Source organism: Parafrankia colletiae (assembly GCF_001854655.1).
GTDB lineage: Bacteria > Actinomycetota > Actinomycetes > Frankiales > Frankiaceae > Parafrankia > Parafrankia colletiae.
Genome location: NZ_MBLM01000161.1, coordinates 18,056 through 40,892 on the forward strand (window position 1 = coordinate 18,056; position 22,837 = coordinate 40,892).

Sequence of the window (22,837 nt, forward strand, 5' to 3'; positions counted from 1 at the left end):
GGGATTTGGCAACATGGCTTGGGGGAGTCGTGCCCACGTGACGCTTCAATCGCCGGAGAACCCGAAAAGAGTCGGCCTTCCCAGACGTCTGTCGTGGCGTGTCGTGGCCGTCGCCCTCGCGTTTCTGTGCGCGGCGGCGGTCGGGGTGCCGGCGACGGCGGCGCCCCGCGCGGCGACCCCGGACACGGGCGCGGGCGTCTCCGCCACCGACACCGCTGCCACCACGACTCCCGCTGCGGGAGCGGCTCCGGTCACCGCCGGTTCCGCGGAGAACATCGAGCCGCGTGCCGTGYGTGCGGTCATCATCGCCGACGAGTCCGGCAGTCTCGATGYCGAGGCGGTGCGGCAGGAGAAGGAAGCCGTCGAGCTGCTCGCCTTCAGCGCGCTGACTCCCGACTCGGAAATCGCGGTGGTCGGCTTCGGCAGCTCGAACGGTGAACAGGGGCAGCAGGCCGTCCAGACGTACTGCCCGCTGACGAAGGCCGATCCGGAGAAACAGCAGTCGCTGGTCACGTGCATCGACGGGTTGCATCGCCGGGAACCATCGGAGGGTAACGACACCGACCACGCCGCGGCCATCGGCCAGGCGCTGAGCATTCTCGGGCCGGCCCGGGACGACAGTTCCTCGCTCATCTTCCTGCTCACCGACGGCCGTCTCGACGTGCCGAACAGCCCGCAGTACGGAGCGCCGGCAGCGCGCAACACCGAGGCAGGCCGCCAGCTTTCCGTCGCGGTGGCCAGGGCCAGAGAGAACGGTGTGCAGATCTGGCCGCTCGGATTCGGCTCGGCGGACAAGGCGGCCCTCGATGCCTTCGCCGCCGGAGGTGCTCAGCAGACCTGCAGTGACCTGGAGGAATACCAGCCCAAAGCCAGGCTCGCGACCTCCCTGAGCGAGGTGACGCGCTCGCTGTTCGAGGCCATCGGCAATGCCAACTGCGCTCGGACGACCGGCTTCGAGACAGACGAACTGCAGCCCGGATCCTCGGCCGAGGTGGAGGTCGAGATCCCCGAGATCAGCACCGACGGGGTCATCGTGGCAGTCAAGGGCGACCCGCGGGTCCGGGTGGCCTACATCGACCCGGAGAACAACGACGTCAGCGACAGGGAGGAGTTCGACCGTTCCGTCTTCACCCGGAGCACCCCCAACGGCACGGTGGAGTCGCTACGGGTGCAGAACCCGCGGCCGGGGACCTGGAAGGTCCGGTTCACGGCCCCGGACGGCCTCTCGTCCGAGCAGACCGTCGGCGCCGCCGCGATGTGGCAGGGGGTGCTGCGGGCAGTGGTCCTCCTCGACCCGCCGGTCCCGGGGCCCGGGCAGGACGCCGTGATCACAGTGCGGCTGCAGACCCGCGACGGGGAGATCAAGGACCCGCGCACGCTGGACGGTATCCGGTTCGGCGCACAGGTCTCCGGCGCGGGCTTCGACGAGGAGCAGGTGAGCCTGGTCGACGACGGCACGGGCGGTGACGCGCAGGAGGGCGACGCCGTCTTCAGCGGCCGGATCGCCATTCCGCCCGACGCGACCGGGAACCTGACGATCCGCGGCACGGTCGTCGGCCCGGGTGTGGTGGGAGCGTCCGTCGATGCCCAGACGGTCATCCAGAACGGGCCCGCTCCCCTGACCGCGTCGATGAAGTTCGACAGCGACGGCACGGTGGCACCCGGGGAGTCGCTGTCCGGCACGGTCGTGATCGACAACATCGACGGTCACGCCCACACCCTCTCCCTGCAGCTGCAGTACCTCGTCACCGGCGTGAACGCGGTGATCGATCCGCCGACCATCACCAGCACCCGGCGGGGCCGTTCAGAACACCGTTTCACCGTCACCTTCGCCGAGGACTCGGTGCGGGGCCGGACCGGTGGCACGGCGGTCCTCGTCGACGCCGGCGATCCAGCCCGAACGATCGCCTGGGCCGTCCTCCGGGCGGAGGTCCGGGAGCCACCCTCCTGGCTGGACCGCTTCTGGTGGCTGCTGGTGCTGCTCGGGGCGCTCGTGCTCACGCTGGTGCTTTTCGCCGCCTGGCGGCTGCGGGCCGCCCGGGAGGCGGGCGACGTCAGCAACGTCACGGTCCGCATCTTCCGCGACGGCGCGCAGGTCGGCGAGCTGCGGGCCCGGCGGGACACCGGCGGCCGGTTCGCGTTCGTCGTGCACGATGCGACCGGGACGACCCCGCGGCTGGACTACGCGCACGGTGGCACCGGCTACGTGGTGACCCGCAACAGGCACCGCGTTCTGCTGCTGCGGACACCGAGCCACCAGGTGCAGGAGCTGCTGAACCAGCTGCCGGTGCCGATCGAGGGCGGTCTGACGCTGGTGGTGGCCGAGGCCACGACCTCGCCGGGCGCGTTCCCCCCCGGACCCGGTGTGGACGACCCCTACGAGGGGGCCGGTGACTACCGCTCGTCGGGAGAGGACCGCGGCGACAGCTATCTCGGCGGCGGGATTCCCAGCGGTGCGACGCCGGGCGGCTCCGGGCAGACCGGCGCGGCGGCCAGCGGCGGCGTGGGGTTCGAGGGCGACCCGTACGACGAGACGACGATCATTCGATCGTCCGACCCGGGCCGTGCGGGTCCCGACCCGGTCGCGGCGAAGCCGCCCCGGGGGACGTGGCGGCCGGGCCGGCCGAAGCGGTCGTCCCGGCCGCAGGGCCCGCCGCCCGGTTTCTCCTCGTACCCCCAGCACACCTTCGACGATCTCTCCGACTGACGGACCCGGTGACGAGCCATGAACATCTACCAGCCCATGCTGTTCGTCGGACTCGGCGGGACAGGCTGTCTGATCGGTGCCGAACTCGAACGCCGTCTGCGCGGTGAGCTGTGCGGCCCGGACGGCCGGGCGCTGAACCTGCGCGTACCCGGCAAGAACTACCTGCCGTACCAGCTTCCGTCCTGCCTGCAGTTCGTCTACGCGGACCTCAGCGAGAACGAGCTGACCCGGCTGCGCACCCGAGTGGTGCCGTCGGAGGAGCACGTGAACGCGGCGGCGGTCACCCAGCACGTCACGCACGGTCTGATCCCGACCATCGACAACTATCCCGACCTGGCCCTCAGTCTGCGGGTGAACGCTCGGGAGCATGTCCGCCGCTGGCTGCCGCCCTCCGACGGCGAGCCGCTGGTCGCCCCGCTGATCCTCGGCGCGGGCCAGCTGCCGACGATCGGGCGGGCGGCGCTGTTCGAGACGTTCCGCTCCGGGGTCGCGCCCGCCCGGGAGCCGGTCGCCCAGGCGGTCGGCCAGATCGCCACCTCCGGCCAGGAGCTGGCCGCGCTGGGCGGCAAGCTCGGGCAGACCTGCGACGTCTTCGTCGCCTTCTCGGTGGCGGGCGGTACCGGCGCCGGCATCTTCTACGACTACCTGCACCTGATCGGTGACGCGTTCCAGCAGGCGAAGGTCCGCGCCAAGATCTACCCGCTGGTGCTCATGCCGTCGGCGTTCGATGAGGGGCTCGGCGGTGGCCGCCCGGCCCGGCTGAACGCCGGCCGGGCCCTACTCGACCTGTTCCGGCTGGTCGACGACCAGAACGGCCGTCCCGCGGGCACCAACCTGACGATGCACGGCACCAGCGGCACGCTCGGGGTGCGCTACCCCGACGGAGGCCGGCCCATCAACCTGATGACCTCGACCATCAAGACCGGGTTCCTGTTCAGCCGGGCCGGCGGGGTGCAGCGCGACGATCTGCACCGTTCGATCGTCTCGCTGGTCCTCTCCCTGGTCGGGACCGGCCTGGAACCCGGTGGCGGCTCCGCCGCCACCGAGACCTTCCAGTCGTTCGCGGACAGCTTCATCAACTCCGACGCCGAGCGGGGCAGCCCTGCCTCCTCCGGCATCGGGCGCCGCGGTGTCTCCACCAGCCTGGTCGCGTCCATGACGATCCCGGCTGAGGACCTGGCCGACCTCGTGGCCGCCCGGCTGCTCGCCCGTGCGGTGGACGACCTGTCGTCGCCCGCGCCCGGCTCCTCGGCGGACGACGCGGCGCTGATCAGGCGGTTCGCCTTCGCGGCGAACATCGGGCCGATCCTGAGCCGTCAGCCGCTCGGCATCACCGAGCTGTCGGCGGAGCGGGGTGCCGGGCCGATCCTGGCCGCGCTGCAGGCTCGGCTACAGGCGATGCAGGGCAGCCTGACCAGCCTGCACGCCAGCGTCTCCCGGCAGGTGCCGGAGACCGCCGCCGCGTTCGACCCGGCCGCCGGACTGGACGACCTGCTCGGCGCCATCGACCTGCTGCACGCCCGGCGCATCGTCGAGGGACAGCCAGCGGCGGCCGAGCAGGTGAGCCGCGACGGTGTGGTGGGCTTCCTGGCGAACCGGCGCAGCGAGCCCAGACCCCCCGCCGGCATCACACTGAACCCGCCGGTCCCGGCCCCGGGCTCGGTGCGCGACCACCGCATCGGCTCCAGGGCACGCTGGGGTGACCCGGCCGTCCGGCAGATCATCAGTGCTCAGGACGCCTGGTACAACTGGCGGACCAGGTCCATCTGGAACGCCGTCTGGGATGAGCACCAGCGGCGCTGGGAACGCCCGATCACCCGGCTGCGCGCCCAGCTCAGACTGGCCGCGGACGCCTTCGCGGAGCACAGCCGGGCCGAGCCGGGCGAGTTCGCGAGGCGCGCGGCCGAGCTGTACCGGGCGCGAACGGGCGTCACCAACCTGCTGCCGCCGCACGGCGACATGGACAACTTCTACCAGCGGGCGCTCGGGCGCCTGGTGGCCGCCCAGGGACTGGGCGGCGCGGCGTCGGAAGGGCAGGTGGTCCACCGGGTGCTCGGCCCGGACGGCTGGCGCCGGGTGTGGCAGGCGCTGATCGAGCGCGGTGGCGACGCCGCCGTGGCCGCCGCGCGGGACCGGCTCAAGGAGGAGGTGAAGCGGCTCTTCCAGGAAACCAGTGGGATCGACGGCGAACCGCTGCTGCCGACGATGGCCAGCCTGCTGGCCGAGGTCGTGCGCCGGGACGGCCCGCCCGCCGTCGGTGACGACGACCTGCGCCAGTTCGAGACGAAGATCCATGGGCTGGTGCCGGCGAGCTTCTCTCCGCAGGGCTCCGGCAAGCTGAAGATCCTGGTCTCCTATCCGGCCGGTTCCCGTGACACCCAGATCGAGAGATACCTGAACAGCGCGCTGCGGCTACCGAAGGAGCCCGGCATCTCGATGGAGTTCCGGCCGATCAACGCCGAGTCGATCGTGGTCGTGCTGCTGCGCTCCTCGATGAGCATCACCCAGGTTCCGGAGCTGCGCGAGATCCTGCACCACTGGGCCAGCGCACTGCGCAGCGAGCAGCGGGAGGACTTCCTGCGTTGGCGCCAGCGGCTGGGCTACGACTACGGCTGGCTGGCCACCACCGAGCACGACCGTGTTGCGATTCTGCACCGGCTGCTGTGCGCGATGTGGAACGGGCAGGTGCAGGTGCTTGACGGCGGGTCCGGCTCGCCGTACGCGATCCGTGTCGTGCTCGGTGACAGTGGTGACGGCGCTGACGGTTTCGGCCGCCGCAGCGATGGCCGCCGCAGCGATGGTGGGTACGGCGGCGGCGGGTACGGCGGCGGCGGGTACGGCAAACCCGGCTACGGCGGGGCCGGCCGGCAGCCTGCCCGCGACGACCGCGACGAGGTGGACATGACTCTCGCGCTCTCCCCGTTCGAGCCGGCCTCGTCCTGGGGCAGCCTGCTGCGCGCCTACGAGGACTGGTCGTTCGCCGACGACGAGGTGGTCCGCGACGACTTCTGCCGGGAGCTGATGAAGGCACAGCCGAACGGCCTGAACTCCCATGTGGTCGACCCGCACCCGGTGTTCCGGGCCTTCGTCGACAACGCAGACGAACAGGCGCGGCTGCTCGCCGACATGCTCGACAGGCTCCCGGTGGGCAGCCGCGGCTGGGCCGAGCAACAACACGACTTCTGGGCGCATACCGTGCCCGCGGCCCTCGACGCGCCGTTCGCCAACGTGTCCACCCCGGCCCGCCGCGACCTGCGCGAGCTCTACCGGATGGTCAACGACCGTCCTGTGGACTTCACCAAGTGAAGCCGTTCGCCGTCGAGGCCAAGGTCATCGACATCGACCTGCGGCAGCGTTACGACGACCTGTTGGCCTTCGGGTCCTTCACGGACGTCCAGCGTGCCTTCGCCGACTCGTACGGCCTGAGCGAGGCGGACCTGACCCGTGTGCTGGTCATCGACGACAGCCGCGACCTGGAGAGGCACGCGCGGGCGTTCGAGCGGATTGCGAAGGCACCCGGCGTGAAACGGATGATCTGCCTCGCTGTCGGCCCGGCCCTGGACGACGCGGCCAACGGCACGGACACGTTGCTGTACGGCGGTGGTGGCGCCGAGTCGAAGCGGACGGCGGTGCGCCGGCCGTTCGAGCTCGCGTCGCACGCGACGCTCTGGGTGGGTGACTCCCGCGGTATCGGCTGGAGCCTCGGCAATCACCAGCCCGACGTGATCGCGACGGGGCCCTCGCCGGCAAGCAGCTCGATGTTCGACTCGCTCGTCGACGCGCTGCTGTCCCCGCGGGTGTTCGATCGCGTCTACGAGGTGGTGCGGACCATGCCTGGTGCGGTCGCCTCGCCGGGCCTGCGCGTCATGATCGGCCAGGTCGACGACGACGTGCTCGCTGACGCCAGGGCCCGGGCCATCGACCGCATCCTCGCCTCGCATCAGGCGGACGAGGGGGCGCGACCGGCCAGCGACCTGGTGCCCGAGCCGTTCCGGTTGCTGCTGCGATACCCACGGGTGGCCGATGCGGGCAATCCGATCCTCGTCCCCGGCGGGGAGATGGCCAGAACCGTCGCCACCTGCCGCGACCTGGTCACCGATGCCAGCTCGGCGCTGACCTTCGTCACCAACCCCGGCGTGGCGCTGCAGAACCTGCGAGTGCCGCGCACCGGCGCCCACCACGGCCAGAGCCTCCGGTTCAGCCAGGCGGGGCTGATCGCCGCCGCCACCCGGCAGGTCGGGGCGCGCACGCTGTGGCTGCGGGACGAGCTGGTGCGCCTCTTCGAGGAGCACGACAGCCTGCATCCGCTCGGCACCACCGCGCGGGAGGAGCTGCACGCCCGGGGCTTCGCCCTGACCCCACCGGCAGGCACGGCCCGGGCAGACCTGCTCGCCGCGCTGCGCCAGATGGTCGAGGCCGCGCTGGCCAGTCGTCGCCCGGTCGCGGAGATCACGGGCTGGCTGCGCTGGATGCACGAGTTCCTCCTGCCCGGGGGCAGCGCGGCGCGGTGCGAGGAGCTCGTGGGTGCCTGCCCCACCGACCGGCTGGAGTTCCTGCGGGACATGCCTYGCCGGCTCGTCGTCACTCTCACGACGCTGCTGGCTGTCCTGCCGGTCCTGATCGGAGCCGGGCTCGCTGCGGCCGCTGCGGGCTCCGTGTCGGGCAGCCTCGGCGCCTGGGTCGGGACGGCGGCCGTGGCGCTGGCCGTGGCGCGTGGCTATCCGCTGGTGGTGGCCCGGCGAATGACCCCGCTGACCGACCATCATGCGTCCGACGCGGTCTTTCTGGTGCTTGTAGCCCTGGCGGGCGCCGCCGGGTCGTTCGGGCTGTTCGCGGTCGGCCGTGGGGATCCCGGTGGCTATCTGCCGATGGCCGTCGGAATGGGCGCGCTGGCGCTCGCCTGCCTGCTCGGCTGGTGGCTGCTGCTGGGGCGGGCGAGCGGCCCGCCCGGCGAAAGCCCGATCGACCTGCTCGGCCTGCTGGCGACCGCGGTCGCGGGCGCGCATGTCGGGCTGGTCGTGGGCACCGCCCAGAACCTGGACGAGTTCTTCAGCGTGCCGGTGCGACTCGCGGCCGGGGCGCTGGCGCTGACCGCGTTGACCTGGTGGCCGCACCTCGTGTGGACGCGGGCGGTGCGCGCGTGGGATCCGGCGCAGTACGTGGGGCTGGCCCAGGGGACCTCCGAGAGCGCGGCCCGGATCATGGAGGACGTGGCCCGGTACGACTGGTCGCTCACCGCGCCGCGCCGTGCCGGTGCCGACCTGGTCCGGGCCATGTCGCTGGCCTTCGAGGACGTGACGGCGACTCTCAGCACCTACTCGGACCGGCTGCGCGGGTTCCCGGCCCAGCCGCCGCGTCAGCGGCGCCCCGGGGCCGACACCGATGTCGCGCTGCGGCTGCGCGCCATGGGTACGCCGATCAGCGACGTGGTGGAGGCCGACGTCATCGACCTGATCGCCAGTGTCATCGAGCGGTGCTGGCCGGACATCGAACGCGAGGCGCTCGACGCGCTGAGCAGCCGGGTACGTGGCGAGACCGGCTTCGGTCTCGACCGCTACGACCGACACCTCGCCCGGACGGGCGTCCACGCGCCCCCGCCGTTCCGGACCGACGACGCCGATCGTGAGAAGATCGTCGACGTCGCCTGGCAGGAGTCCGAGCGCCTCGGTGTGCTGCTGCGGACCTCCGTCTCCGACAGCGGACTGATGCAGATGTGCGCGCCCGAGCACCTGCAGCTGCTGAATGTCGACGCGAGCGGGGCCAGCGCCGTCCGGTTCGCGCCGCGGGCGGCGCGCTCGGCGCTGGTGAGCCGCGGGTCGGACCCCAGGCCGGTGGCGGGGACGCCGTCCGGTCCGCTGCCCCCCGAGGTGCTCGCCGAGCTCGAATGGACCGACTGGGGGCAGATCGCCGGGGTGCTGCGGCTGGTCCGGATGCGCTCCGGCACCGTCGAGACCGTGCTCAAGGAGGGGCCGTGACCTGGCCGACAGGATCAGCCGGCGGCGGCGACTGGTGGGACAGCAGCCCCCGCTCCAGCCGCGACGCCACCCTGACCCACCGCACCAGCCGGGGCGAGCCGATCGACGCGCTGCGCGAGGAGAGCATCGTCTTCCGGGACGCGCGCGGAGTGCGCCGGACGATGCAGGCCCGGGTGACCGACGACCAGGTCGATCCCCGGTACAGCCGGCGTCTCGTCGTCGACCTGGACACGCTCACCGAGTACGTCCAGAAGCGGGCGCACGCCGCCGGGCGGCGCACGCCGACCGACGCGGCCTCGGTGTCGTGGCCCTCCGACGGGATCGACGAGATCGACAACGAGATCCAGATCGGTCTGCATCTGATCGACGTCTTCGGCGAGCAGGACTACCCGCGGGAACTGTCCCGGCTGTTCGGCTACTACCCCGACGACGCCGACCCGGAGCCGTTCGTGCTGCTGGTCGAGCGGGGGCGCCCGGTCGAGCAGTTCGCCGGCCGGCTGCTGCTCGACCAGAACGAGCAGTTCCCCGCGAGCCTGCTGCGGGCGCTGGACCTGCTGGAGTCCGCCGCGGTCGTGCACCGCTGGCTGAGTACCGGCACGGTGCTGTTCGACGACCGGCACGTCCAGATCACCGACTTCCGGTACGCCGTGTTCAGCGACGAGCCCTGCGGACCGGCGCCCGACCCCCACCCGGCCCCCGAGGCCCGCGGCGGCACCATCGTGGCCACGCCGAAGGCGGACACGTACAGCGCCGGCCATGTCCTGCTCCGGGTGACCGACGGCCCGGGACGCGGCGCCGCGGCGCTGCGTCGCGACGAACGCAGACATCCCGGCGGGGGCGTGGTGACGGCGATGACCGAGGAGGACCCGGCCCGGCGTCCCCCGGCAGCCGCGCTGCTGGAGCGCCTGCGGCAGGACCGCAGCCCCGCGGTGTACCGCGCATGGGGCTCGCGGTCGGAGCGGGACTCCCGGTTCCTCGCCGGGCTCAGCGCCTTCGACACGATCGCCCGCCGCCGACGGCCCGTCGACGACGACCAGACAGGACCGCCCGGGCCGGCGGCGGACGAATCCGCGGGACGGTGATGACGACGTGACCACGCCCCTGGGACCGACCGAGGTGCGGTGCCCCATCTGCCTGGACGTCTTCGACTGGGACGACACCGATCTGTTCGTCTTCCGGGACGGCGCCTACGTCCCGCTGGATCTGACGGGCGTGAGCGACCCGGTCAAGCGTCACGACGAGATGATCGGCATGTACCGGCGGTGCCCGAACCCGTCGGCGGACATGGCCGAGCGGCACTTCCTGCCCATCTCCTATGCCAGTTCCGGGCCGCCGCTGGTGATCGGTCTGGTCGGGCGCACCGAGTCCGGCAAGTCGCACCTCCTGGCGTCGATCATCAGTGAGCTGGAGCGGGGTGGGCTCTCCCCGCTCGGCCTCAACGCCGCCCCGGTCGACGAGGAGAGCCACCGCAGGTACCTGCGGGAGCATGTCGCGTCCTTCGTCGACGGGGGGCGGGCGATCGAGCACACGGCCCGGGTGCAGCGGGACGCGATGGTCACCTTCACCGATGCGGTGCTGGTCGGCGGCGGCGGGCGGGAACGGGCGGTGGCCTTCTTCGACGTCGCCGGCGACGACCTGGCGGTGCGGACGAGGTCGATGCGGTTCGTGCTCGCACTCGACGCACTGATCTTCGTTGTCGACCCGGAGTACGCGCTGCGTCAGGGTGCTCCGTCCGACGGTGACGTGGCGTTCGAGACGGTGATGGCCCGGCTGCGGGCCCAGCCGGGGCTGACCGAGCGCCTGCCGGTCGCCATCGTGGTGAGCAAGTCCGATATCTACCGGTTCGAACAGCCGGTGGCGCGCTGGTACCGCCGGCCGAGCCTGTCGGCCTATCTGGACGGGCAGCCGGACCCGGCGGAGATCGCGGCCGAGAGCCGGGACGCCTTCGCCTTCCTGCACTCCCGGGGCGCCCGGGCCTGGCTGCGCCCGTACGAGACGTTCCGCCACTCGACCCTGCACTTCGTGTCGGCCACCGGGTCGAAGGCGGTCGCCGACGAGCGGACCGGCGGGCACAAGGTCTTCCCCCGAGGCGTCCGGCCGCGCCGCGTGCTCGACCCTCTCGGCGCAATCTTCGCGATGTCCGGCCTGCTCGGCGACGAGGCGGCCAGGAAGGCCGGAGCCTGATGACGCCGGGACGTCTCGACCAGAACGAGTTCGAGTTCGTCGACGAACGCGGCGGGTTCGTCCTCGTCGCCAGCTCGATCACGAACCCGGACGAGCGGGAGCGGTGGCTGCGCTGGCTCGCCGGCTGGGAGAACGTGAACCGCACCAACCGCGTCTCCCAGCCGCGGACGTCGCGCGCCTACCTGCGCGCCGGCGAGAACGCGGCGGTCGTCCTGCGTGAGCAGACCGGCGAGGACTCCCGGCGCGGCATGCGGGTGAGCGTGCTGATTGGCCGCTCCGGCGACCTCACCGCCAGGTTCGCGGCGCGTATCGCGCGCTGGCCCGACGGCCGGCCCTGGCCGCCGGCCCGCGGCGGGGAGGAGGTGGCCCGCCTCCCCCCGCGGGGGCCGGCGGACTACGGCGTCCGCAGACCCGACCAGCAGACGGACGTCGCCTGGCACGGCGAGCTGCGGGTGACGTCTCCGGCGCCCGACCTGGGGGAGGTCCTCCTCCAGGACCCGCTGGCGGTGACCCTCGCGGCGGTGCTGCGGCAGCGGGCCGACGAGGCGGCCGGCCAGGGGCGGCAGGTCGTGCTGGTCGGCGCGGACGAGCCAACCGCGACGGCACTGGTGGTGGCCCTGACCGGCCTGCTGAGTTATGTCGGCGATGATCCCCGCTGGCCGACGTTCTCGACCTTCGAGGCCACCTATCCGCGGGTCGCGGCGCATCCGCACGACCCAAAAATGATCTTCATGCCGGACCGGGTCGAGCCGGAGCGGGGCTTCGACCGTCCCGTGGCGTACGTCTACCTCGCCCCCGCCCTGTGCGGGGAGGGACAGCAGCCCTACGTGGCGCATCGCGCCGCCGGCCCGGACCCGTTCGCCCGGATCGCCCGGGCCGTCATCCGGGCCGGCACCATCGGGCTCAGCGAGGGGCAGTGGCGTGCCTTCCCGGTGCTGGCCGACCGCTGGCTGCAGCGGCCGGCCGACTGGGCCGCGCAGGTGGATGCCTGGGCGGCGTCGCATGGAGTCCCGCCACCGCCCGGGCCGGGCGAACCGGCGCCGCACTTCTCATCCGACCCACCGCCGAGCGTGCTGCCGCCGAGCGTGCCGCCGACAACCATGCCGCCGCCACCGGACCGGTCGACGGATCCGCGGTCCGGCCCGTCGAAGCCCGACAGCGGCACGGGCGCGCCACCACGGACCCCGCACGACGCCGAGGAGCTGCTGCGCCGGGCGATCCGCAACTTCCCGGATGCCGGCCCGTTTCCGCGGTCGATGCACACCGTCGACGCGTTCATCCAGCTCGCGCGTACCCGCCAGTGGCTGAACTCCAACGAGCGCAACCTCGTCAAAGCCTTCCTGCTGCGCACCTTTCACTGGGAACAGCGGCCCGTCACGGAAGCGGAGACGGGGACAGCCGGGTCCCGCAGCATCCGGCTCCCGGCCACCGAGGCACTGGCCGCAGTTCCCCTGCGCCAGGACCTCGCCGCGAACGAGCTGGTGGAGTGCCTGCTCGAGGTGCTGCAGCTCAACGCGGACAACAGAAGTGGTGACCTGGGGCGTCATCTGAGGAGGGCGCTGGAACTGCTGGTGGCGTTTCGTCCGCTGCCCCCTGCCGCCCGCGACCAACCGGCGGCCACCGCGCCCGGCCCGGCAACCCGGACGAGCCCCTCCGCCGCCGGCGTCTCACCTGCCGCCGGGTGGCCTACCACCTCCGGCGACTCGGCCGGCTCAGGGAACCCGGCCAGCGCCGTCGACCCGGCCAGCTCAGGTGACTGGGCTGGTTCAGGAAACCGGGTCGGCTCAGGTGACTGGGCTGGTTCAGGAAACCGGGTCGGCTCAGGTGACTGGGCTCGCCCGGCGGGCACGGCCGGCGGGCTCCAACACGGCAGCGCTGACCAGCCCTCCGTCCAACAGGATCTCCCTGCCGCGATCGAGACCGGCGCGTCGGCGTACACCGCGGGCCCTGCCCAGCCGGCCGTCGTCGTCCCCGTGGGCGAGCCCGCGCTGAGGATTGACGATGTCTTCGTCATTCACCTGCAGCAGCTCGTGGCCGTGGCGGCGGAGACCGTCCGCCTCCGTCCGCCGGTCGAGGGCCTTCTGATGACCGCGAGTCTGCTGGGCACGGCAGCGTGGCTGCCGTCGGAAGCCGTCACCGAGGTGCTCCGAGCCAGCGTCGCCCACCGGGACGACGAACCGCTGGTCGCCCAGGACCTCGACCTGGAGCGTTCCTGGATGCAGCCGATCCGCGCCGTGCCGCCGGCCGCCGGGACTGACCTCGACGAGCTTCAGTACACGGTGTGGGCAGAGCTCGAACGGCTCGCCGGGGAGCTGCGCGGCCTGAACCGGACGCCGGCAGACCAGACGCCGGCAGACCAGACGCCGGCAGACCAGACGGTGACGGACCAGACGGTGACGGACTGGACGTACACCGACCAGGCGGCGAGAGACTGAGCGGTCGTGGCGGCGCTTGTTCGTCCGCTGCGCAGGCTGCCGGCCAAGCTCGACATGCTGGGCGCGGAGCTGGTCGATGCCGTCGACCAGCTCGAGGAGGAGCTGCGACGCCAGACCGAGGGCCCGTCCGGGAAGGAAGGGGCTCCCGGCCGCCGGCACACACCCGGGAACGGCACTCTCGGGCTGGTGCCCGGGCTCCTGACCAGTCACTGGGCGGCGGTCGCGTTCATCGGGCTCTGCCTGCTGTCCGCTGTCCTGGATCTTCTGTGACGACTCCCTTCACTCTCGTCCAGCCGTCTGACGGTGACGGGACGGAGCCGGAGCCGGGGCCGGAGCCGGCGAGCGAGGCAGCCGCTGGCGCTGCGCGCGCCGGCGAACGATGGTTCGCGCTGCCGTGGGCGCTGGCCGGTGCGGTCGTGCCGGCCCTGCTCGTCCTCTGGGACATCAAGGCCTACGACCGGGCGTTCGACCACGGGCTCGGCCGTGGTGCGGTGACACTCGCCTTCGCCGCGCTGCTCGGCGCACTGCTGGTGCTGGCAGTCCACCGGGTGTACCCGGATGACGCCGCGCTTGCGATGGCAGCGGCGCTGGGCGCCGTGCTCACCATGGGCTTCCTGAACCGTGAGCGGTTCCTGCCTTCCTTCTGGCCGTTCCTGAGCGTCGCCGTGGGCACTGCGGCCATGCTCGCAGCGGCGCTGCTGGCCGCCGGGCGCTGGCGGTGGCCCGATCCGTGGGCCAGGCCGGGGCGGGCACGGCAGCCACCGGGGCGGTCGCTCACGCCGTTGCTCGTCCTGCTCACGCTGCTCACTGTGGCAGTCCTGGGCCTCACGGCCCCGTGGACGGAGCCGCTCTCGTCCGGACCGCTCGGAGCCGCACCGGCCGAGCTGTTGCGTTACCTGTTGTTCGCGCTGGTGGCCGCACTGCTGCCGGCTCGCACCGCGCAGCGCGGCCATGCGGGCCACACCGAACGCGACGGGCCGGACGACACCGGGGCCGACGACGACACCGGGGGAGGCGACGACGACACCGGGGCTGACGACAACGGGGACGACGACGGCAACGGGGGAGGCGACGGGGGCGACGGGAGTCGGGTCCGCCCCTGGGTAACCGGGGTTGCCTGGGCGGTGGCCGCGCCGCTCGGCCTGCTGCTCGCCACCGCGGACGTCGCCTCCGCGGCGCTGCTGGCCATCGGTCTGCTCACCGTCCTGGCCGCCCGCCGGCTGTGGGCGGCAGCCGCCGCCGTCGCGGTGGTGACCGGCGGTGGCGGCCTGGCCTGGTGCGTGGTCGCCGTCGGCGTGCTCGACGAGGAGCGCCGTGCCGCGGGCCTGCCTGATCTGACGGACCGCGGCTGGCACGACGACATCTGGGACCGCTTTCGCCTGATCGACGCCGGCTGGACCGGGCCGACCCCGACCGGTCTGCTGCCTGCTCACGGATCCTGGTCCGACCGGGAGCTCCCGCTGGTCGGCCTGGTCGAGCAGTACGGCGTGACGTTCGCCGTGTTCGCCGGGCTGGCCGTGGCCACCCTGGTCGCACTACTGGTGTGGCTGGTCGCGCGCGCTCCGCTGTCGCCGGTGAGAGCGGTGTCGGCGGGACTGGTCGCCATGCTCGCGGCCGGGCTGGCACTGCCGGGTCTGGTGCTGCTCACGGATGCTCCGCGGCTCGGGACCGCCGTGCCGCTGCTGTCCGGCGGCGGGACGTCGCTGATCCTCGCCCTGACCTCGGTCGGGCTGGCACTCGGCGCCGCGGCCCGTGCGGGCGGCGGCCGGGACGCCGGGCGGCCGGTGAGCTTCGGCGGCTTCGCGGTGTCCCGCCCCGGCGCCGTCCTCACCGCCGGAGCGGTCGCGGCGGTGACGGCGGCGGTGACGCTGGCGCCGCTGGCCGGTGCCCATGGCGACGTCACCCTCGTGCACAGCGCCGATGGTCGCGTCGTCGGGCTCACCGACCGGGGGACGGACCCCGGCCAGCCGCAGCTTGTGCCGGAGCTGGCCGCCGTGGCAGATCTTCCACTGCCTCCCGACGCCGAGTCCGTCACCCTGGACTGGCGGATCCAGCACATCGCGGAGAACGCACTCGGCGACCATCGGGGCGCGCTGGTGGTCCTCGAACTGCCACGGACCGAGGGGGACGGAGAGCCGGCCCACCTGCGGGCCGCGGTCACGACACGCAGACCAGTCGGAGCGGCCGCCGGCGGCGCGCCGGACGGTGGGATCACCGCCGAGCACCCCGCATCGGGGCTTGTCCGGCTCCTCTACCACGCGCGTTCCGAGACCTCCGCCGCGGAACGACAGGACTATCCACGGGTTGCCGGGTCGCCTGCCCCGCCATTGGCGCCCGGAGCCGAGAAGGTKCTCCTCGACTGTGTTCCACCCTCGGAGGACCCGCGTGTGAGTGACGGTTTCGCCACGACGGCGGAAGCCGCCGCCGGTGCGAGCCGGGAGAGCGCGGGCGTTCCAGCGCAGGACTGCCAGGGCGGGGGCACGCTGAGCCTCAGTGTCCTGGACGCGTCCGTACTCGCCGCCGTCCTGTTGGAACAGGGGGGGGAGCCGGGGACGTCGCCGGTTCCCTGCCCGGTCCTCGTCCCCGGGCTGAGGTGCACCTCGGGTCCCTACCAGGGGCTGCGCCCGGAGGTCGTCAAGGAGCTCTACGCGGGGATGTCGGAGCGCGGGCTGGCGGAGGTCGAGGACGGGAGCGTCCGGTACGACACCTTCCGCGACGGCAAGGTGACCTGGTTGATCGGCGGCGTGGAGTCGGGCGGGCGTCGCTGGTCGTTCGGGATGGCCATCGAGGGTCCGCGTCCGTCCACCATTGCCGCTGTCGGTGGCATTGTCACCGCGCTGGCCGCAGTCGGGAGTGAGTAGGACAGTGCCCGCTCCGACACCCGGGCAGGGACCGGGCACCATGCCCGGTCCGACATCAGAACTGGTGCCTGACCCGATGTCCGAGCCGGCGGGGAGGCGGTCGGTGGAGCCGCCGTGGGAACCGTCGCCACCGGTCGTCGGCCCTGGGCCGGGGTGGTCACCGGCGGAACAGGTGCTGCGCCGTGCCGTGTGCGCCTTTGACGACCGGGCCTCCCTGGCCGCGGAGATCCACACGCTGGACGCGCTCGTCTCCGCGATGAAGCGCCGCCAGTGGCTGACCGCCGACGAGAGCCTCGCGTTGCACGCGGCCCTGACCGCGCTCCTCCCCGGCCTGCACGGCCGGCCGGTCCTGCGGCACGGAGCCGCCACGGAGCCGGCGCGGCCGGTGCGCCGCCGGCCCGAATGCGTGCCGGCGCTGCTGCGTGCGCTGCCCACCGCCCGCGCCCAGCCGGATCCGGTGCTCGACGAGCTCGTCGCGGCGCTCACCACCCCGGCCGGTGTGCGCACCGACCGGACCGAACTGCGTGACGCCCTCGACAGCCTGGTGAGCCGCGTCCCGCGCGCACCGGCGCTGGACGCGGCGACCAGCGTCGAGCAGTTCGAGCTGCACCTGGTCAGCTGTGTCCAGGCGGCCCAGGGCCGGATTCTCGGACTGGCCGTGACGGCGGCCGACCCGACCGCCGCCGTGTTGTGGGTGCTGCTGGACAGCATCCGGGACGGCGCGTGGCTCACCGAGGCCAGCCTGGAAGGCCTGCGGGACGAGCTGTTCCCGCCGGCGGCCCGGGCCGGGGCGAACCTTCCCATCGGCCCCGCGGCCATCGGGCCGCAGCTCGACCCGGAGGTCGCGGAGCGCGTCCTCGCGGCGGCCAACCAGGTGATCGCGGACCTGCGCCGCGACCTCGCGGAGCTCCACGAGGACCTCGCGACAGCCACCGCGGAGGAGCTGGCCTGGGCGGCCGACCTCGCTGTCGACGCGCTGTCCGCGCTGTCGAGGCAGGTGCTGAGCCCGGGGCAGGGGGACGCTCGGGTTCAGTCCGCGGTGACCAGGCTGCGCACGACGGTCATCCGCGCGATGGCGGATGACGACGGCTCCGGCCGGATCATCCGACCCGACGGAACGGACGAGACCCGCCGGGAACGGTCCGCCGCCGCCCAGGAGACCATCGACGAGCTCGCCTGGCGGATCCGGACCGCCCCGACGTCGGCCGGTCTCACCATCCTTGTCGCCGACGCCATCGCGGCGCTGCTCGAACGCCTCGACACGCCCGTCTCCGTCGACGACCTTGACGCCGCGCTGCAACAGCGCTGGCCGGACGACCAGTGACGCCCCGCCGACCCATGAGGCCGACAAGGAGGCCAGTCAGCCGTGAGCAGCTTGTCGGATGAGCCGTCGCCGGGCGCCCGGAACCGATCCACCCGAGCCGTCGCGGCGACGATGGTCCTGGTCGCCGCGCTGCTGGCCGGGGCGCTGGTAGCCGCGCTGGTGCCCGACCGCGCCCAGGACGGAGTCCTGTCGCCGGTGAGGACGGAGGAGCTTCTGGCCAGATCCACCGGCGTCCCCTCGCCGCGGTCCCCGGCACCACCGGGCGCGCCGGCAACCACGCCGGCAGGCACGACGCCGACCGCCACTGCGACGCCCACCCCAATCCCCACCCCAACCCCCACTGCCTCGGCCACGACAGCCCCCACGGGACGCCCCGCGGTAACCATCTTCAACAACTCAAAGGAGGAGAACCTGGCGGAGAGGGCGAAAGTCGTTCTGCAGCGACTGCAGTACGTGGTGGGTGCGGTCGGGAACATCAATGCCGTGCCGGGAGGGGCGCGGGGTTCCCTCCGTCTCGCGAAGACGACGATCTTCTACGAGGGCGAACACGAGGCTGCCGCGGTGGAACTGGCTGCCGCCCTTGGTCAGTACGATGGCGAAGAAGTCGAAACTCGACCGAACGACGGGTCGAGGGTCTCCCCGAACGGCACTCTTGTCCTCGTCCTTACCAAGAGCTTCTCGCCCGGTTCCTGAACCTTTCTCGTCATCCCGTGCAGGAATCCCGGGCTCTTATCCAGGGGTGCTTCGTCGTAGCCGTGGAATCCTGTCGAAGTACCCGGCGAGCCTCGCGGCCTGGTCGAAGAACTCCATCACTCTCGAGGAGTCATCGTCGAGGTGGGCGAGCGTCTCCGCACCGAGGTAGAACGCGACGGCCGCATTGGCGAGTACGGGCATGCGCACCAGGCTGGCGAACGGCTTGCCGCTCAGCAGCGTGGTGAGCACCTCGGCGGCCAGCGCCTCCCAGCGCCGGGTCTCCAGCGTCAGCCGGGTCGCCAGCCGCGACCCCGGTCGCGCCCCGGCATACAGTTCCTGGACGGCAGAGATGTGCCCGACCTCGGTGTCTTCGAGGTAGAGCCGGCGAAGTATCTCCACCGCGCGCCCGGCCCGGTCCACACCGGACAGCTCATCCCGGTACCGCTGGGCGCGCGCCTCACAGGTGTGGGTGAGGGCTGCGACCAGGACGTCGTCCAGATCGGCGAAGTGGTAGTAGAGAACGCCAGGGGCGAATCCGCCGGCCTGGGCGATCGCCCGTGCGGTCGTGCCGGTGTAACCGTGCCGCACGAGGCAGGCCAGGGTGGCGTCGAGAATCCGGCCGCGGGTGTCAGACAACGCGTATCGGCCGAACGCCGTTGGCGGCGAGGTAGCCCTCGAGTCGACGGGCGAGCGCCGCGAGATGGTGGCTGGGTACCTGTGGGTAGAGATGGTGTTCGAGGTGGTAGGTGAGCTCGAGGAACACAGCGGGGATGATCCTCCCGCGCAGGGTCCGGGTCTGCGTCAGGGGTGTGCCGCCGTAGTCGTGGTGCGGCAGGTACACCGTCAGGAGCGGGTACACCCAGCTCCCGACGATCGCCATCACCGCATAGACCAGCACGGCCGGGGTGTACGGCCACAGCAGGGCGCCCCCCGCGAGCACCACCACGGGCGCGGCGGCCTCGGCGAGCAGCCAGCCGCGGTCGCGTCCCCGCAGGTAGGACCACCACCACAGGCGTGGCAGGAACACCGGGCCGTAGCCCACGGCGCCGAGCAGCGACAGCTCGGCGGGATGCCCCTCCGGATCGTCGGGGTGGGGGAACAACTGGTGGTGGCGGGTGTGCGTGGCGCGGTAGGCGTGCCCGCTCTCCAGGAGGACGAGCCCCATGGCGAACAGCGCCCGATCGGTGGCTGGTCCGGACAGGCCGAGCGTGCCGTGCACCACGTCATGCGTGACCGTGACGACCGCGACGAAGATGCCGAAGACGATCACCGGTGTGAGCCACCACCAGCCTGCCCATGCCGCCACCGCGAAACACAGCACACCGGCGAACGGGCGGGCGAGCGCGATCCACCGCTGCCGGCGGGTGGTGACGAGCAGATCGGCACCCAGGTCGGCCAGCGCAGGCGGACCGGGTGGACCGGGAGGACCGGGAGGAACGGGCGGATGGGGCGCGCCCAGGGAGGTCATCGCTTGAATCCCCTCTCGCGCAGCATTCCTTCCGCGACGATGCGACTGCCCAACACGCAGGCCACCGTGCCCAGACCCGGCCAGGTCGAGTCACCGACCAACCAGAACCCGGGGCCGCCGAGATCATGCGGAACGGCGTGCTGATTGGTGTTGCGAAGGTGCTGGCGGGCGCCTCCGACGGCGCCGGCCGGGCGGAAACCGAACCGTTCGTAGCTGCGCGGGGTGCCCGTCGCCGCGAACACCGCTCGCTCGCCCAACGACGGGTAGGCGCGGCGGGCACACCCTACGAGCAGCTCGCCGATCCCTTTCTTGCGCTGCTCGTATTCGCTGTCGTCGAGTCCCGCCCATGCGGACAGCTCCGTGTGGGTGGAGATCATGACGGCGCGGTACCCCGGCGGCGCGCTGAGCGTGTCCCCGGGTTCGGAGACGGAGACGAACATGTTGTTGCCCTCGCCGAGCGGGCGGTCGTACGACTGCAGGAACTGATGGTGCGTGAACTCCTGCCCGTGCACCTCCTCCTCGGGTACTCCGAGGAACACGACGCACGCGCCGCCGAGCGCCTGCGCGTCGCGTTCCAGATAGGCCCGCAGCCGGTCGGCCACCGGGAGGCCGGCGCAGATCGAGGCAGTGGTGGCGGCGGGTACCGCGGCCACGATCCGGCGGGCACCGATCGCGCCTCGGCGCGTCGACACCCGGTAGGCGCCCGGCTCGCCGTCGATCCGCGAGACCGCGCACCCGGTGCGCAGCCGGCCTCCCAACCCCCGGTAGTGCGTGACGAGCGCCTGCCAGAAGCCGTGCATCCCCCCGGCGTGCCGGCTCAGGCCGGCGCCCCGGATCGTCACGCCGAGCGCCGCGTTGATCAGCGGGGCGTCATCGACGGTCGCGTGCACCGTGTCCTCGACGAGCATCGCCAGCAGCCCGACGAGGGCCGGGTCGTCGCGCAGCCCGTGGCGGCGCAGCGCGTCCCCGAGTGTCCAGGTCAGATAGCGGGTGAGTGGGACGCCGGCCGGACCGAGCGCCCGCAGGTCGTGCAGTGCGTCCGCCGGACGGCGCACAGGGAGACGCACCCCTGACCGGCTCGCCCGCCAGAACGTCCGCGCCAACCGGTCGAGCAGGGACCACAGTCGCCGGTGCCGGTCGGTGTCGCCGAGCATGCGCCGACGCTCGGCGTGCCACAGCGCCGGATCGCGGTGCAGCACGACCTCGCGGTCGGGTAGGTGGGCCACATAACCCGGCAGCTCGCAGGCGTCCAACGGGTCCATTCCGATGCTCTGCAGCAACTCGAAGCCGACGCCGCCCGGCGCGAAGTCGACGAGCGTGGTGRCACCCACGTCGAAGGAGAATCCGCGCTTGCGGAAGTAGCCCGCGCAGCCGCCGGCATGGCCGTGCGCCTCGAGTACCACCGTCGACAGGCCGGCGGTCTGCAGCCGAAGCGCCGTCGCCATGCCGGCCGGGCCACCGCCGACCACCGCGACGTCGAACGGCTCGGTTGCTGTCGGCACGTCCTGAACATCTGTTCTGAACATTTGTTCAGAATGCGGCGAAGGGTCAGGTGAGTCAATGCATTCGGTCGTATTGATCAGGAAATCGCGGGAGACCCGCACCTCGCGCGCGGACCGAGTCGACCTCAGGCGTCCCGCCTCGGCGGCGATACCACCGTTCGACCCGGCGGATCCGCGATCAGGCCCGACCGGCGGGCCGCGATCGGCGACTCCTGGTCGCTGCCTGTCACCGGACGCACCATGAGGGAGGCGGTGGACGGCCACGCCGCGGCCCCTGAGGCGATTGTCCCAAAGATTCCAGTCGCGAACAGTGGGGCTTCCAGCCGCGAACAGTGGGGCGCTCCGCGCATCGCGCGCCCCGGTGGCACGGACGGAGAGCCGACACCTGTTCGCGTTGCCCCGGGGTGACCGGGGCCATGCCGGGGACGTCGCCGGGGAGGTTCGTGGCACCGCCGTCCGGGACAGGTCCTCAGTAACTGAGGAATAGGAGTACTGCCTGATGCAGCCGTCCCCGGCCAGTGATCGTCGCACGCCCTTGGTCGACCACACCGTTCCGCCTCGGGGCCCCCGCCGGCGTCCGGCCGCGAGCTCCGGGAGGCTGCGTTCCTCGGTGGTGGTGTCCCCGGCTCCCTGGGAATATCGACGGGGTGGAGCGGACTTGACCGACACCGTGACTACGCAACACGGATGTACCCGTCACGGTCGGGTCGGAGGCGAACGGGGATCGCGGGTCGTCGGGGCGCCGCATCCCCAGTTGCGGTCGATGGTCGTGCGCGGCTACGCCGGTTACCCAGAGTCGACGGCGGTGCACGGGAACTTCGTGCTGCCGGCGACCGCCGCGGTGCTGGTGGTGCTGAAGATGGTCGACTCGAGCGGTCGCCCGCCGGAGTTCCTCAGCGGTCCGCACGTTTCGCGCGTACGCGTCGACGGAGCCTGTTCGCCCTCGTACCTGGAACTCTGGCTGGACCCGCTGGGCGCCTACACGCTGCTGGGTGTTTCCGGTGCCGAGGTGGGCGGGCACCTGGTCGACCTGAGCGACGTGATCGGGCGGCGAAGTCGCGACCTGGCGGACAGGATCCGCGACGAGCCCACGTGGCAGCGGCGTTTCGGCATCCTCGACGACTTCCTGTTGCGTAACTCCGAGACCGGTCCGCGTCCAGATCCCCGGGTGCGCCGGGCATGGGAGTGTCTCGTCGAGACCGGAGGCGCCATGCCCATCGGCCACATCGCCGCCGACGTGGGGTGGAGCCACAAGCATCTGATCACCAGATTCACCCAACACCTTGGGCTTGCGCCCAAGACCGCGGCTCGTCTCGTTCGCTTCGACCGGGTTCGGGCGCGAGTCGACGTGAACCCGGGAGCGAGCTGGGGGGACGTGGCGGCCGACTGTGGCTACGCCGACCAGGCGCACCTGACCCGGGACTTCCGTGAGTTCTCCGGGGTCACGCCAACCGAGTACGCGGCCGCGCGAAGGTAGGCACCTTCACATCTGTTCGGCGGACGTGCCGGAGATGCCCCACCCCCGAATCGCACCTCGGTGACGGCTCCGGCAGCCTGGTGGGCTGCCGCCGAACCCCGCGGCTGGGCCTCGGACCAATGCCGTGAAGCGTAGTTTGATCTTGCCGGGATCTGGTCATGCTGCGCGCGGGGCGAGCGGGTGGACCCGGATCGTCGGCGGGCCTGGGTGG

Annotated in this window: 14 protein-coding genes; 11 read left to right on the forward strand and 3 right to left on the reverse strand. The window is 72.3% G+C overall.

Annotation, left to right across the window (positions count from 1 at the left end; genetic code table 11):
* The first annotated feature begins 37 nt into the window (after window positions 1-37).
* From CC117_RS29745 to CC117_RS29790, 10 genes are all read left to right on the forward strand, one after another.
* Window positions 38-2,707, forward strand: a complete 2,670-nt coding sequence (locus CC117_RS29745; protein ID WP_131803159.1) for a VWA domain-containing protein — start codon at window positions 38-40, stop codon at window positions 2,705-2,707.
* 18 nt (window positions 2,708-2,725) lie between these two features.
* Window positions 2,726-6,013 carry a tubulin-like doman-containing protein gene (locus tag CC117_RS29750; protein ID WP_071090410.1) on the forward strand — a complete coding sequence of 1,096 codons (3,288 nt, stop codon included), beginning with the start codon at window positions 2,726-2,728 and terminating at the stop codon, window positions 6,011-6,013.
* Window positions 6,010-8,682 (forward strand): hypothetical protein, encoded by a 2,673-nt coding sequence (locus tag CC117_RS29755; RefSeq protein WP_071090413.1) that lies wholly within the window; start codon window positions 6,010-6,012, stop codon window positions 8,680-8,682. Before CC117_RS29750 ends, CC117_RS29755 begins: the two co-directional genes overlap by 4 nt.
* A complete protein-coding gene (locus CC117_RS29760; protein WP_071090416.1) occupies window positions 8,679-9,764 on the forward strand; it encodes a protein kinase family protein in 1,086 nt (361 codons plus the stop codon). Before CC117_RS29755 ends, CC117_RS29760 begins: the two co-directional genes overlap by 4 nt.
* Window positions 9,765-9,771: 7 nt before the next feature.
* Window positions 9,772-10,866 (forward strand): TRAFAC clade GTPase domain-containing protein, encoded by a 1,095-nt coding sequence (locus CC117_RS29765; RefSeq protein WP_071090419.1) that lies wholly within the window; start codon window positions 9,772-9,774, stop codon window positions 10,864-10,866.
* Window positions 10,866-13,301, forward strand: coding sequence for a hypothetical protein (locus tag CC117_RS29770; RefSeq protein WP_071090422.1), 2,436 nt, complete (start codon window positions 10,866-10,868; stop codon window positions 13,299-13,301). Before CC117_RS29765 ends, CC117_RS29770 begins: the two co-directional genes overlap by 1 nt.
* A 6-nt stretch (window positions 13,302-13,307) precedes the next feature.
* The gene (locus CC117_RS29775) at window positions 13,308-13,571 is read left to right on the forward strand and encodes a hypothetical protein (protein WP_071090426.1); all 264 of its coding nucleotides are present in this window, start codon (window positions 13,308-13,310) and stop codon (window positions 13,569-13,571) included.
* A complete protein-coding gene (locus CC117_RS38290; protein WP_071090429.1) occupies window positions 13,568-16,162 on the forward strand; it encodes a thioesterase domain-containing protein in 2,595 nt (864 codons plus the stop codon). The genes CC117_RS29775 and CC117_RS38290 overlap by 4 nt, the downstream gene beginning before the upstream one ends.
* A 103-nt stretch (window positions 16,163-16,265) precedes the next feature.
* Window positions 16,266-17,486 (forward strand): serine/threonine-protein kinase, encoded by a 1,221-nt coding sequence (locus CC117_RS29785; RefSeq protein WP_084133018.1) that lies wholly within the window; start codon window positions 16,266-16,268, stop codon window positions 17,484-17,486.
* A 42-nt stretch (window positions 17,487-17,528) separates the two neighbouring features.
* Window positions 17,529-18,179, forward strand: coding sequence for a LytR C-terminal domain-containing protein (locus CC117_RS29790; RefSeq protein ID WP_071090437.1), 651 nt, complete (start codon window positions 17,529-17,531; stop codon window positions 18,177-18,179).
* Window positions 18,180-18,215: 36 nt separating this feature from the next.
* Here the strand turns inward: CC117_RS29790 and CC117_RS29795 are convergent, their stop codons facing one another.
* Genes CC117_RS29795 through CC117_RS29805 form a run of 3 tightly spaced genes read right to left on the reverse strand, consistent with a single transcriptional unit; the run spans window position 18,216 to window position 21,173 of the window.
* Window positions 18,216-18,815 (reverse strand): TetR/AcrR family transcriptional regulator, encoded by a 600-nt coding sequence (locus CC117_RS29795; protein ID WP_071090440.1) that lies wholly within the window; start codon window positions 18,813-18,815, stop codon window positions 18,216-18,218.
* Window positions 18,808-19,647 carry a fatty acid desaturase gene (locus CC117_RS35480; protein ID WP_084133015.1) on the reverse strand — a complete coding sequence of 280 codons (840 nt, stop codon included), beginning with the start codon at window positions 19,645-19,647 and terminating at the stop codon, window positions 18,808-18,810. The genes CC117_RS29795 and CC117_RS35480 overlap by 8 nt, the downstream gene beginning before the upstream one ends.
* Window positions 19,644-21,173 carry a phytoene desaturase family protein gene (locus CC117_RS29805; protein WP_071090443.1) on the reverse strand — a complete coding sequence of 510 codons (1,530 nt, stop codon included), beginning with the start codon at window positions 21,171-21,173 and terminating at the stop codon, window positions 19,644-19,646. The genes CC117_RS35480 and CC117_RS29805 overlap by 4 nt, the downstream gene beginning before the upstream one ends.
* A gap of 739 nt (window positions 21,174-21,912) precedes the next feature.
* Between CC117_RS29805 and CC117_RS29810 the strand changes: the two genes are divergently transcribed.
* Complete coding sequence (locus CC117_RS29810; RefSeq protein WP_241830548.1) at window positions 21,913-22,626, forward strand: helix-turn-helix domain-containing protein; 714 nt, start codon at window positions 21,913-21,915, stop codon at window positions 22,624-22,626.
* Window positions 22,627-22,837 lie beyond the last annotated feature (211 nt).